The organism is Thermomonas brevis (genome assembly GCF_014395425.1).
Classification (GTDB): domain Bacteria; phylum Pseudomonadota; class Gammaproteobacteria; order Xanthomonadales; family Xanthomonadaceae; genus Thermomonas; species Thermomonas brevis.
The window spans coordinates 2,161,533-2,174,055 of sequence record NZ_CP060711.1 but is presented as its reverse complement, the minus strand read 5'-3'; the positions used below and the strand labels follow the sequence as shown (position 1 = coordinate 2,174,055).

Genomic DNA, 12,523 nt, shown 5'->3' with positions numbered 1-12,523 from the left:
GCTCAGACCTGCCACTCGACGCAGTCGCCGCCCTGCCGCTTGGCGCGGTACAGGGCGTCGTCGGCCTGCGCGTACCAGTATTCCCACTGGTTGCCCTCGTCACCGATCATGCAGGCGCCGATGCTCAGCGAGGTCATCTGCGGCGGCCAGTTGTGCATGCGTTCGAGCATGCGCGCGCTGTCGGCGATGTAGCCGGTGATCCGCGCGGCGGCCTCGCGGTCGTGGCCGCGCAGCAGCAGGCAGAACTCGTCGCCGCCCAGGCGGCAGGCGATGTCGTCGGCGCCGGCCACCGCGCGCAGCAGGTTGGCCACGCTCTGCAGGACGCGGTCGCCGGTAAGATGGCCGTGGGTGTCGTTGATGGACTTGAAGCGGTCGCAGTCCACCAGGACCAGGACGTGCCCGGTCAGGCGGCCCTCGCGCTGGCGCTGCTCCAGCTCCAGCACGAAGCCGCGCCGGTTGGTGAGGCCGGTGAGTTCGTCGGTGCGGGTCAGCGCTTCGGTGCGGTCGAGCTGATGGGTGGTGGAGCGCAGGTTGTCCAGCGCTTCCTGCAATTGCTGGTTGCGGCGGCGCAGGCGGCCGATCAGGGCCTGCTCGTTCATCACCACGCGCATGATCGCGCGGCGCAGGAACTGCGCCAGCAGGTGCGGATCGCGCTGGGCCAGGGCCTCGAACTCGTCGCGCCCGAGCTCCAGCAATTCGGCGTCCTCGGCGACGGTGGCGTCGGCGCTGCGGGCGTGGTCGCCGATCAGCAGGCCGAGTTCGCCGAAGAAGGCGCGCGAGCCGAGCCGCTTGCCGACCAGGTCGTCGCCGAAGTCGAGGTCGATCGCGCCGTTGGCGACCACGTACATGGCGGTGCCGCTGTCGCCGCGCTGGAACAGGCGCTGCCCGGCTTCGACCCGGCACGCGCGGCCCACCTGCGCGAACAGCGCGTACTCGTCGGCATTCAGCGCGGACGCACCGATGTCTTCGCCTTCCCGGGCACCAACGATATGCGCTAATGCGGCCACGCTTTCCCCTGTGCGGCTCCAGCCCCCACCGACAAGGGCGCAGGATACCATCGCATCCGCACGAGTATGGCGTCGGCGCGATGGCCGTCCCGCCCGCCGGTCCGGCGGGCGGGAACGGACGCTCAGGCCGCCGCGCGGGCGTCGTGGAACTGCTCTTCCTCGGTGCTGCCCTTCAGCGCCACCGTGGAGCTCCGCCCGCCCTGGATGGTCTGGGTGATGGCGTCGAAATAGCCGGTGCCCACCTCGCGCTGGTGCTTGACCGCGGTGAAGCCGCGTTCGGCGGCGGCGAACTCCTTTTCCTGCAGTTCGACGAAGGCGCTCATCTGCCGGCGCGCGTAGCCGTGGGCGAGATCGAACATGCCGTAGTTCAAGGAGTGGAAGCCGGCCAGGGTGATGAACTGGAACTTGTAGCCGTAGGCGGCGATTTCCTTCTGGAACTTGGCGATGGTGGCGTCGTCCAGGTTCTTCTTCCAGTTGAAGGACGGCGAGCAGTTGTAGGCCAGCAGCTTGCCGGGATACTTGGCGTGGATCGCCTCGGCGAACCTGCGGGCGAACTCCAGGTCCGGCTTGCCGGTTTCGCACCAGACCAGGTCGGCGTAGGGCGCGTAGGCGAGGCCGCGCGAGATCGCCTGCTGCAAGCCCTTGTGCGTCTTGTAGAAGCCTTCGACGGTGCGCTCGCCGGTACAGAACGGCTTGTCGTTGTCGTCCACGTCGGAGGTCAGCAGGTCGGCAGCCTCGGCGTCGGTGCGCGCGACGATCAGCGTCGGCACGCCCATCACGTCGGCGGCCAGCCGCGCGGCGGTCAGCTTCTCGATGGCTTCGCGGGTCGGCACCAGCACCTTGCCGCCCATGTGGCCGCACTTCTTCACGCTGGCCAGCTGATCCTCGAAATGCACGCCGGCGGCGCCGGCCTCGATCATCGCCTTCATCAGTTCGAAGGCGTTGAGCACGCCGCCGAAGCCGGCCTCGGCGTCGGCCACGATGGGCTGCAGGTAATCGATGCTGTCGTCGCCCTCGGCGTGCGAGAGCTGGTCGGCGCGCAGCAGGGTATTGTTGATGCGCTTGACCACCTGCGGCACCGAGTTGGCCGGGTACAGGGACTGATCGGGATACATCTCGCCGGCCAGGTTGGCGTCGGCGGCGACCTGCCAGCCGGACAGGTAGATGGCCTTCAGCCCGGCCTTGACCTGCTGCATGGCCTGGTTGCCGGTCAGCGCGCCCAGCGCGTTGACGAAATCCTCGTGGTGCAGCGACTTCCACAGCTTCTCCGCGCCGAGGCGGGCGATGGAGTGTTCGATCTGGACGGTGCCGCGCAGGCGGACCACGTCCTCGGCGCTGTAGGAACGGGTGACGCCGGCCCAGCGCGGGTTGTTGGCCCAGTCCAGCTTCAGTTGTTCGGCGGTCGGCAGGGTGTTCTTCATGGCATGGCTCCTCGGGCTTTCAAGCCCTCCCCTTCAAGGGGAGGGTTGGGTGGGGATGGGGTTGAGCGGTTGCCGGCAATGGGGAACACCATCCCCACCCCGGCCCTCCCCTTGAAGGGGAGGGAGACAAGCGGCTCAGTCGATGCGTTCGTAGGCAGGCAAGGTGAGGAACTCGGCCAGTTCCTCGGCGTGGGTGAGGCGGTCGAGCATCCCGATGGCCTCGGCCACGCGGGCCGCGCCGGGAACGCTGCGGGGATCGCCCAGCCGGCTCGGCAGGCCGATCAGGGCGCGCTCCAGCAGGGCGAAATCGACCGGGGTGCCGTCGTCCAGCGACAGCGGCTCGCCCCCGTCGTCGGAAAAGTGCAGCCATTGCCAGAGCTGGGCGCGAGCGATCTCGGCGGTGGCGGCGTCCTCCATCAGATGGTGGATCGGCACGCAGCCGTTGCCGTCCAGCCAGGCGGCCAGATAGCGCACGCAGACCTCGACATTGTTCTCGAAGCCGGCGCGGGTGATCGTGCCCAGCACCGGCTTGAGCAGATCGTCGCGCTCGACGTGCACATCCTCGCGCGCCACCCGCAGCTGGTTCGGGCCGGGCATGCGCGCGTCGAACACCTCGCGCGCCAGCGGGATCAGCGCCGGGTGTGCCACCCAGGTGCCGTCGTGGCCGGCGGTCACCTCACGCAGCTTGTCGGCGCGGACGCGGGCCAGCGCGGCGGCGTTGGCCTCGGCGTCGTCGCGGATCGGGATCTGCGCGGCCATGCCGCCCATCGCGTGCGCGCCGCGGCGGTGGCAGGTGCGGATCAGCAACTCCGAGTACGCGCGCAGGAACGGCTGGGTCATCGTCACCTGGCCGCGCTCCGGCAGCACGTGGCCGCGGTGCCGGCGCAGGGTCTTGATGCAGCTGAAGATGTAGTCCCAGCGCCCGCAGTTGAGGCCGGCGATGCGGTCCTTCAGCGCGAACAGGATCTCGTCCATCTCGAACGCGGCCGGCAGCGTCTCGATCAGCACCGTCGCCTTCATCTGCCCGTGCGGCAGGCCCAGCTCCGCCTCGATGGCGGACAGCGCCCGTTCCCACAGCGCCGCCTCTTCCATCGATTCCAGCTTGGGCAGGTAGAAGTACGGGCCGCGGTCGCGACCGGCCAGCGCGCGGGCGTTGTGGAAGGCGAACAGACCGGCGTCGAACAGCGACGCCGACATCCGCTCGCCGTCCACCAGCACGTGCTTCTCATCCAGATGCCAGCCGCGCGGGCGCACGATCAGCACCGCCTGCTCGGCCTGCGGGCGCAGTTCGTAGCGCTTGCCGCCGCCGTCGAACACCAGCGCGCCGTTGATGGCCGCGCGCAGCGCCTGCTGGCCGGTCAGCAGGTTGGTCCAGGTCGGCGAGGTGGAATCCTCGAAGTCGGCCATGTAGCAGTTGGCGCCGGAGTTCAGCGCGTTGATGACCATCTTCGGATCGACCGGGCCGGTGATCTCGACGCGGCGGTCCTGCAGCGCGGCCGGCGCCGGGGCTACCGTCCAGTCGCCGGCGCGGATGTGCGCGGTGTCGGCGCGGAAGTCCGGCAGCGCGCCGGCGTCGAAGGCCTGCTGGCGGGCGCGGCGGGCGGCCAGCCGGGCCTGGCGCTCGCCCTCGAAGCGGCGGTGCAGCCCGGCCAGGAAGGCCAGCGCGGCCGGCGGCAGCAGGGCGTCCTGCCCGGGCAGGCGGCGGGTGATCTCCACGCCCTCGCCGGGGCGGTCTTGCAGCACGGCGGACATCGGCATCTCCGTGGAACGTGTGGGGAAGCCAACCATCCGCCTGCGTGTGGTATTTGACAAAGCAGATTTGTCAATGATTAGTATTAAATTTCCAAATACTGTCATCGAGAACATGGCGAACAGCCCCTCCGCCGCCCTGCGTTTCGCCTACAAGGGCTCGCGCCTGAAGCCGCTGCGGGCGTTCTGCCAAGTGGCGCGGCTGGGCTCGATCTCGCGCGCGGCCGAAGCGCTGTACCTCAGCCAGCCGGCGGTGACCCTGCAATTGCAGGCGCTGGAGCGCGAGCTGGGCACGCGCCTGCTGGAGCGCAGCGGCCGCCGCCTCACCCCCACCCGCGAGGGCGAGCTGCTGTACGAAATGGCGCGCCCGCTGGTGGAAGGGCTGGACGGCCTGGCCGCCAATTTCCGCGAGCAGGTGCGCGGGCTGGACGCGGGCGAGCTGCACGTGGCCGCCGGCAGCTCGACCATCCTGTACCTGCTGCCGGGCATCGTCGACGCGTTCCGCCAGCGCCACGCCGACGTGCGCCTGAGCCTGCACAACGTCACCGGCGCCAGCGGCCTGGACCTGCTGCGCAGCGACGGCGTGGACCTGGCGGTGGGTTCGATGCTGGACGTGCCGGCCGACCTGACCTACGCGCCGGTGTACCGCTTCGAACCGATGCTGATCACCCCGCCCGACCATCCGCTGGCGGGCAAGCGCGAGCTGTCGCTGGAAGACCTGTCGCCCTACGGCCTGATCCTGCCGCCCAAGCGCCTGACCACCTACCGGCTGGTCGACCTGGTGTTCCAGCAGAACCGCGTGCCGTACACGGTGGCGCTGGAAGTGGGCGGCTGGGAGGTGATCAAGCAGTACGTGGCGATGGGCCTCGGCATCAGTATCGTGACCGCGATCTGCCTGACCGAAGCCGACCGCCAGCGGCTGGCGGCGCGCTCGCTGGCGCGCTGGTTTCCGTCGCGCAGCTACGGGATCGTGATGCGCAAGGGCAAGTTCCTGTCGGCGCAGGCGCGCGCCTTCGTCGAGCTGATCCAGCCGGAAGCGCTGGCGCCGCGCGGGTACGACGAAAGCGGGCATTCGGAGCGGTAACCGCCCCTGACTCCGGGTTGGGATGAAGAGAAATTGGACGCGGATCAACGCGGATAAAAACGGATTTCGAATCGAAAAGATCCGTGTTTATCCGCGTTGATCCGCGTCAAAAACGCTTCTGCTCCGCGAGCCGGCTCAATCCCGCCCCGGCATCTCCAGCGCATCCGTCTTGTAGATCGCCACATGCGGCACGCCGTCCGCGCCGATCCAGCCGCGGTACATGCCGCCGGTGTTGAACGGGAAGGCGACGCTGCCGTCCGCACCCAGCGCGATCGCGCCGCCGTCGCCGCCGGCCTTGGGGATGTCGCGGTTGATCACGCCGTCGCCGGCCTTCGCCAGCGGCTCGCCGGCCAGGCGCACGCGCGCGCAGATTTCGTGCGCGGCGGCGGCGCGGATGTAGAACTCGCCCCAGCCGGTGCCGGACACCGCGCAGCGCGCGTCGGCCCAGGTGCCGGCGCCGATGATCGGCGAATCGCCGACGCGGCCGTAGCGCTTGTTGGTCATGCCGCCGGTCGAGGTGCCGGCCGCCAGATGCCCCTGCGCGTCCAGCGCCAGCGCGCCGACGGTGCCGAAGTAGGCCTTGCCCGGCAGCACCAGCGGGACGTTGCTGGCCTGCGCCTGCGCCTCTTCCTTCAGCGCGTTCTGCAACGCCTTCCAGCGCTTCTCGGTGCGGAAGTAGGACGGATCGACCAGCGCGATGCCCTGCTCCTTCGCGAACATCTCCGCGCCGTCGCCGACCATCATCACGTGCTTCGACCTGTCCATGATCGCGCGTGCCAGGGTGATCGGATTCTTCACCCGGTGCAGGCCCGCCGCCGCGCCGGCGCGGCCGGTGGCGCCGTCCATGATCGAGGTGTCGAGTTCGTTGCGGCCGTCGTGGGTGAACACCGCGCCGCGGCCGGCGTTGAAGTGCGGGTCGTCCTCCAGCACGGTGATCGCGGCGGTGACCGCGTCCAGCGACGTGGCGCCGGATTGCAGCTTGGCGTGGCCGGCGCGCAGCGCCGCTTCCAGCGCGCGCTTGACCTCGGCTTCCTCGGCGGCGGTCAGGTCGCCCGGCTCGACGCCGGCGCCGCCATGGATCACCAGCGTCGGCGCGTCCAGCGCCGCCAGCACGCCGTCGCGCACGGCGTAGCGGCGCTGCGCCAGCGGCTTCTCGACGCGGCCTTCCGGCAGGTGCAGCACGGAGTCCACGCCGGCCACCTCGGTCTCGATGCCGGCCTGGCGCATCGGCTCGTCCTCGGCCTGCCTGTCGAAGCCGCCGCGCACCACGATCGCGCCCGCGCCCGGCGCGGTCGCATAGACGCGCGCGCTGCCGTCGCCTTCCACCGCGACCGCGGCGTCCTCGTCCACGCCCAGCCCCAGCAGCGGCCGGCCGGCCATCGATTCCGCCTTCGCCACGAAGGCGACCAGGCGGCCGAGCCGGCCGCGCTCGCTGAAGTGGGTGTCGGTGACCACGCCCTTCAGCGCCGCGAGGTGCAGGAAGTCCGTCTCGATGGTGTTGTCCGGGCCCAGCGGATCGGCCAGCGCGCGCGGGCTGATCTGGCTGCCGCCGTCCATCGCGCCGTACAGGTATTCGCCGAGCATCGCCAGGCCCGCGCTGGTGCCGCCCAGCGGCTTGCCGGCCTTGACGTGCGCGTCCAGCGCGGCGGCCACCGGCGTGCCGCGCCAGTAGCGCACGTAGCGCGACTGGTCGCCGCCGGCGATGAAGATGCCGTCGGCGCGCCTGAGCGCGGCCAGGATCTTCGGGTCGCTGGCGGCTTCGCGGTCGTTGAACACGAAGGTTTCGACCGACTTGATCCCGCCGACCTCGTTGAAGAACTCCTCGCCGATCTCGCCCGCCTGCGAAGCGCGCAGCACCACCACGTGGCCGTTGCCGGCATGCGCCATGAACCAGCGCAGCGCGTCGAAGTTGCGGTCGCCGCCGCCCATCAGCAGCAGGCCCGGCTGCACCTTGCCGGGCGTCTTCGCGGCGACGTCGCCGAGCACGTAGTGGCCGGTGTCGGCCGCCCACGCGGGCAGCGACGGCAGCGTCGCCAGCATTGCAGCAAGCATCATCGACCAGCCGGCACGTCGCTTCATCGTCAGCCTTTCCCAGTTGTTGGCGGTTACGTCATTGGACGAACGGACGCGCGTTTTCCCCCGCCGCCCGTCCGCGCTTTCGCTATGGTAGGCGGATGCAGACCGAGCTCGACCGCTGGTTCGTCCACGAAATCCTGGTCCACGAGGAAGCGCTGATGCGCTTCCTGCAGCGCCACTGGCCGCACCGCGAGGAGCTGCACGACCTGCGCCAGGAACTCTACGCGCGGCTGTACGAAGCCGCCGCGAAGGCGCTGCCGACCCAGCCGAAGGCGTTCCTGTTCGCCAGCGCGCGCCACCTGATGACCGACCGGCTGCGCCGCGGCAAGGTGGTGTCGATCGAGCCGATGGGTGATTTCGAGCCTTCGCACGTCCTCGTGGATGAGGTGTCGCCGGAACGCTGGTGCGGTGGCCGGCAGGCGCTGCGGCGGCTGTCCGAGGCGTTCGACCGGCTGCCGGACCGCTGCCGCGAGGTGGTGTGGCTGCGGCGGGTGGAGGAGTTGTCGCAAAAGGACGTGGCGTTGCGCCTGGGAATCAGCGAAAAGACCGTGGAAAAACACATCGCCAAGGGCATGCGCCTGCTCGCCGACGGCCTGTTCGCCGGCGAGGCACGCGCGCGGGCGGAATCCGATGCGGCAGACGCCGGCGCGCGGCGGCGGGCGGACTGAGCGATGGCCGCGGACAGCATGGCGATCGAGCAGGCCGCGGCCGGCTGGCTGGCGCGCCGCGACGGCGGGCGCTGGAACGCGGGCGACGAGGCCGCGCTGGCGTGCTGGCTGGAGGCGGACACCGCGCACCGGGTCGCCTTCCTGCGCCTGCAGGCGGCGTGGGAGGAAGGCGGCCGGCTGCAGGCGCTCGGCGCCGGCTGGCAGGGCGGCGATGCGCCCGCGCGCGGGCATTGGCAGGCAGCGCCCGCCAGCCGCCGCGAGCAGATGCTGCAGGCGATGGCGCAGCGGCCGGCGCTGGCGCGGCCGGCGCGGGGTCGCAGTGCCCTGCGCTTCGCCCTGGCGGCGGCGGTGGCCGGCTGCGCGCTGGCCGTCGCCTGGGGCTGGCGCAGCCACGCGCAGGTCGACGCTGCCTCGTACCGCACCGCGCTGGGCGAGGTGCGCACCCTGCCGCTGGCCGACGGCTCGCGCGCCACGCTGGCCAGCGCCAGCGGGATCGACGTGCGGCTGTCGCACAGCGCGCGCGACGTCGACCTGACCGCCGGCGAGGCGATCTTCGAGGTCGCCAAAGACAGGCAGCGGCCGTTCACCGTGGCCGCCGACGGCTACCGCGCGGTGGCGGTGGGCACGCGCTTCTCGGTGCGCCGCGACGCCGCCGACCTGCGGGTGGTGGTGACCGAGGGCACGGTGCGGCTGGACGCGCCGCCCGCCGACGGCGTCGCCCAGCCGTCCGCGCTGCTGCCGGCCGGCAGCGTGGCGCTGGTGCGCGGCGGCAACCTGCTGGTGCGCAGCCTGCCGCTGGCCGAGGCGCAGCAGCTGCTGGACTGGCGCGACGGCCTGCTGGCCTTCCGCGACGCGCCGCTGGGCGAGGTGGCCGCCGAATTCAACCGCTACAACGCGCGCAAGCTGGTGGTGGCCGATGCCGAGGCCGGCGCGCTGCGGGTCGGCGGCAGCTTCCGCTGGGACAACGAGGAAGGTTTCGCGCGGCTGCTGGAAGCGGGCTTCCCGGTGCGGGCCGAGATCGGCGCAGACCGGATCGTGCTGCGTTCGCGCTAGAGCATTCCCCTCTCCCGTCGGAAGTGCGGTGCCGACTGCGGTCGCAAAAGCGTCCAAGACGGTGCCGCCGGCCCCGCAGGGATGAGTGCCACGTGTGGCGCGAGTAATACGGGCGAGAGGCAAGCCCGATTGTTCCTTGCGCGCCGCACCCTCCTCCGCCCTGCGGGCACCTCGCTCCGCGCCCCGGCCCTGCGCAGCGCGCAGGCCGTTCGGACGCGCATGCGCCATTGGCGCGCAAGCGGCACGCCCTCGCCCCAAACGGTGAAGGAAAAACATGGCCGCTCCGCAACGAGCGGGGGGATTTTTCGCGATCGTTCGTCACGATCAGGCAACGGCGCCGCTTCGAGCGCCTCTTGGGGAACCCGATGAAACCGTCACGCCCGCTCCGCGTCCTGCTGCTGTCGCTGGCCTGCTCCGCCGCCCTCGCGGCGCAGGCGCAGACCGCCCGCCTCGACATTCCCGCCGGCGACCTCGCCTCCGCGCTGGACGCCTACGCGCGCCAGACCGGCACCCAGCTGGTCTATCGCGCCGACCAGCTCAAGGGCGCGCGCAGCGCCGGGCTGAGCGGGCAGGCGGCGTCGCCGCAGTCGCTCGACGCGCTGCTCAAGGGCAGCGGCTTCCGCGCCCAGCGCGACGCCTCCGGCGCGGTGCTGATCGTGCCCGCGGCCGCCCCCGCGAAGCCGTTCGCGCCGCCGCGCCCGGCCCCGCAGGCCCGGCCCGCGCAGGCCGCCACCGACGCGCCGGTCACCAATCTGCAGGCGATCCAGGTGACGGGCTCGCGCATCCCGCGCGCGCAGGTGGAGGGCCCGGCGCCGATCACGATCGTCACCGCCGAGCAGATCCAGGCCGCCGGCTTCACCAGCGTGCCGGACGTGCTGCGTTCGCTCAGCCAGAACAGCGGCACCGTGCAGGGCCAGCAGAACACCACCGGCGCCCAGTCCACGCCCGGCGCGCAGGCGGTGGACCTGCGCGGCCTCGGCCCCAACCACACGCTGGTGCTGGTCAACGGCCGCCGCATCGCCGACTTTCCGCTGCCGCTCAACGGCAAGAGCAACTTCACCGACATCGGCAACATCCCGCTGGGGATGATCGACCGGATCGAAGTGCTGACCGGCAGCGCCTCGGCCGTGTACGGCTCCGACGCGATGGCCGGCGTGATCAACTTCATCCTCAAGAAGTCCACCGACGGCGTCACCATCGACTACCGCTACGGCGACACCAGCCGCGGCGGCGGCGAGTCGCACAACCTGACCCTGACCGGCGGCTTCGAGCGCGGCGGCTTCACCGGCATCGTCGGCCTGGAGCTGATCGACAAGCGCCCGCTGTGGGGCTTCCGCCGCAAGATCCAGGATTCCACCCTCGACGGCCCGAGCGAGGACAGCCGGCTGCACGGCCTGGTCGCGCGCCGCTACGACGTGGATGACGACGTGGCGATGGATCCGGAAGGCGGCTGCGCCGCGCTGGGCGGCCTGTACGGCAGCAGCACCACGCTGTCCGAGGACGAATACGGCGAGCCCTACTGCGGCAGCGACCGCGTCGCCGCGCACCGCACCATCACCAACCAGCGCAAGGGCGCCACCGCCTACGGCTCGTTCGAGTACCGCATCGACGACAGCCTGTCGTGGTTCGCCGACGTGCAGCTGGGCCGCCAGGAGGTCAAGCTGATGACCGGCAACGGCGCCAGCGACGACGTCAGCGACAACATGGGCTGGCAGTTCCAGGACGCCAACGCCACCGGCAGCAACTACGGCGAGTTCCACAACGCCAACACCGGCCACATCGAGGCCTGGCAGCGCCAGTTCAGCCCCGAGGAAGCCGGCGGCCTGGGCAGCCGCATGAACACCACCACCGAGAAGACCCTGTCGGTGACCACCGGCCTGAAGGGCAGCATCGGCGACGACTGGAACTGGGAAATGGCCTTCAACCATTCGCAGTACCGCGCCGACGTGGGCATGCCGCGCATCCGCACCGAAGCCGCCAACACGTTCTTCCTCGGCGAACGGCTGGGCTACGACGACGACGGCTACGCGATCTACGCGCCCGATCCGGAGCGGCTGTTCAAGCCGCTGACCGAAGCCGAGTTCGCCTCGCTGGCGGCGATGTCCACCTTCCATCCCGAGGCCAAGAGCAGCAACGTCAGCTTCACCGCCGACAACCCGGCGCTGTTCGCGATGCCGGCGGGCGACGCCGGCTTCGCCGCATCGATGGAGTTCGGCCGCCAGTCCTACGCGATCAATCCCGATCCACTGGCGCTGACCGCCGACGCCTACTTCGGCCCGCGCTACGGCGACGGCAGCGGCAGCCGCCACCACTGGAGCGCGGCGGCCGAGCTGCGCCTGCCGCTGGCGTCCCGCCTGGACGCCAGCATGGCCGGCCGCTACGACCGCTACCGCTACGGCAACGCCGAGCCGGGCAAGTTCACCTGGAGCGCCGGCCTGGAATGGCGCCCGTTCGACACGCTGCTGGTGCGCGGCTCCTACGGCACCGGCTTCCGCGCGCCCGACATGCACTACCTGTTCGCCGGCGACGACTACTACCGCAAGGTTTCGACCGACTACTTCCACTGCCGCGGCGACGAACCGGGCATGAGCGACGGCGACTGCTACGACGACGGCAGCTGGGACATCAGCACGCGCGACGTCTATTCCGGCAACACCGCGCTGGGCGTTGAAACCAGCAAGTCGGGCTCGGTCGGCTTCGTGTGGTCGCCGAGCGCCAGCTTCGACCTGACCGTGGACTACTACAAGATCCGCGTCGCCAACCAGGTGCAGACCCAGGACCGCGAACTGCTGCGCATCACCGAGGCCAACTGCCGGCTCGGCGTAACCGACAGCGGCCAGAGCGTGGACGCCGGCTCGCCGACCTGCCAGGACGCCATCGCCCGGGTGATCCGCAACGAGGACGGCGACATCACCAGCGTCCACTTCGGCCCGATCAACATCGCCAACGAGCAGACCTCCGGCGTCGACGTCACCGCCAACTACCGCCTGCAGACCGCCGCGGCCGGCAACTTCCGCTTCAGCGGCAACTATACCTGGGTGCAGAAGCACACCTTCCAGCAGTACCCGGGCGACCCGGTGCAGGACATGCTCCACTACAGCACCTACAGCCCGGCGCTGCCGCGCGCCAAGGCCAACGCCGGCGTGAACTGGGACCGCGGCGCGTGGGGCGCCAGCCTGTTCGGCAACTACCTGGGCCGCGTCCCCAACTACGACGACGACGCCTGGACGCAGCCCACCTGGCGCTTCAACGCCGGCGCGCGCTACGACGTCAACGACCACCTGCGCGTCTCGCTGACGGTCAACAACCTGCTCGACAAGATGCCGCCGCGCGACCCGACCTGGACGCCATATCCGTACTACGACACCTCGTGGTTCGACGCCATCGGCCGCGCGTACTTCGTGCAGGTCACCTGGAAGCTGGGCGGCAAGGCGCTGGACTGACCGGCACCCCGCCCATGCGACC

8 protein-coding genes and 1 pseudogene are annotated in these 12,523 nt (G+C 70.8%); 4 read left to right on the top strand and 5 right to left on the bottom strand.

Features of this window, described 5'->3' with window-relative positions; translation table 11 throughout:
* Positions 1–2: 2 nt before the first annotated feature.
* The 3 genes from H9L17_RS09995 to aceB form a co-directional block, all read right to left on the bottom strand.
* Positions 3–1,007, bottom strand: coding sequence for a GGDEF domain-containing protein (locus H9L17_RS09995; RefSeq protein WP_246455071.1), 1,005 nt, complete (start codon positions 1,005–1,007; stop codon positions 3–5).
* Positions 1,008–1,129: 122 nt separating this feature from the next.
* The gene (gene aceA, locus H9L17_RS09990) at positions 1,130–2,428 is read right to left on the bottom strand and encodes an isocitrate lyase (protein WP_187569318.1); all 1,299 of its coding nucleotides are present in this window, start codon (positions 2,426–2,428) and stop codon (positions 1,130–1,132) included.
* A 135-nt stretch (positions 2,429–2,563) separates the two neighbouring features.
* Positions 2,564–4,180, bottom strand: a complete 1,617-nt coding sequence (gene aceB, locus H9L17_RS09985) for a malate synthase A (RefSeq protein ID WP_425507329.1) — start codon at positions 4,178–4,180, stop codon at positions 2,564–2,566.
* 112 nt (positions 4,181–4,292) lie between these two features.
* Here aceB and H9L17_RS09980 point away from each other — a divergent pair, with 112 nt between their 5' ends.
* Positions 4,293–5,261, top strand: a complete 969-nt coding sequence (locus H9L17_RS09980) for a LysR family transcriptional regulator (protein WP_187569316.1) — start codon at positions 4,293–4,295, stop codon at positions 5,259–5,261.
* 135 nt (positions 5,262–5,396) lie between these two features.
* Here the strand turns inward: H9L17_RS09980 and H9L17_RS16055 are convergent, their stop codons facing one another.
* A complete protein-coding gene (locus H9L17_RS16055; RefSeq protein WP_246455216.1) occupies positions 5,397–6,407 on the bottom strand; it encodes an isoaspartyl peptidase/L-asparaginase family protein in 1,011 nt (336 codons plus the stop codon).
* A 468-nt stretch (positions 6,408–6,875) separates the two neighbouring features.
* Positions 6,876–7,148: pseudogene (locus H9L17_RS16200) on the bottom strand (isoaspartyl peptidase/L-asparaginase); the annotation flags it as partial.
* Positions 7,149–7,435: 287 nt separating this feature from the next.
* Between H9L17_RS16200 and H9L17_RS09970 the strand changes: the two are divergent.
* The 3 genes from H9L17_RS09970 to H9L17_RS09960 all read left to right on the top strand — a co-directional run bounded on the left by H9L17_RS09970 (position 7,436) and on the right by H9L17_RS09960 (position 12,501).
* Positions 7,436–8,005, top strand: a complete 570-nt coding sequence (locus H9L17_RS09970) for an RNA polymerase sigma factor (RefSeq protein WP_187569314.1) — start codon at positions 7,436–7,438, stop codon at positions 8,003–8,005.
* Positions 8,006–8,008: 3 nt separating this feature from the next.
* A complete protein-coding gene (locus H9L17_RS09965; RefSeq protein WP_187569313.1) occupies positions 8,009–9,058 on the top strand; it encodes a FecR family protein in 1,050 nt (349 codons plus the stop codon).
* Between the two features lie 365 nt (positions 9,059–9,423).
* Positions 9,424–12,501: a TonB-dependent receptor gene (locus H9L17_RS09960; protein WP_187569312.1), complete on the top strand. Its 3,078-nt coding sequence runs from the start codon at positions 9,424–9,426 to the stop codon at positions 12,499–12,501.
* Positions 12,502–12,523: the final 22 nt, after the last annotated feature.

Bases quoted from the DNA above. Each gene is read 5' to 3' on its own strand.
- aceA (WP_187569318.1), bottom strand. From the start codon at position 2,428: ATGAAGAACACCCTGCCGACCGCCGAACAACTGAAGCTGGACTGGGCC.
- aceB (WP_425507329.1), bottom strand. From the start codon at position 4,180: ATGTCCGCCGTGCTGCAAGACCGCCCCGGCGAGGGCGTGGAGATCACC.
- H9L17_RS09980 (WP_187569316.1), top strand. From the start codon at position 4,293: ATGGCGAACAGCCCCTCCGCCGCCCTGCGTTTCGCCTACAAGGGCTCG.
- H9L17_RS09970 (WP_187569314.1), top strand. From the start codon at position 7,436: ATGCAGACCGAGCTCGACCGCTGGTTCGTCCACGAAATCCTGGTCCAC.
- H9L17_RS09965 (WP_187569313.1), top strand. From the start codon at position 8,009: ATGGCCGCGGACAGCATGGCGATCGAGCAGGCCGCGGCCGGCTGGCTG.
- H9L17_RS09960 (WP_187569312.1), top strand. From the start codon at position 9,424: ATGAAACCGTCACGCCCGCTCCGCGTCCTGCTGCTGTCGCTGGCCTGC.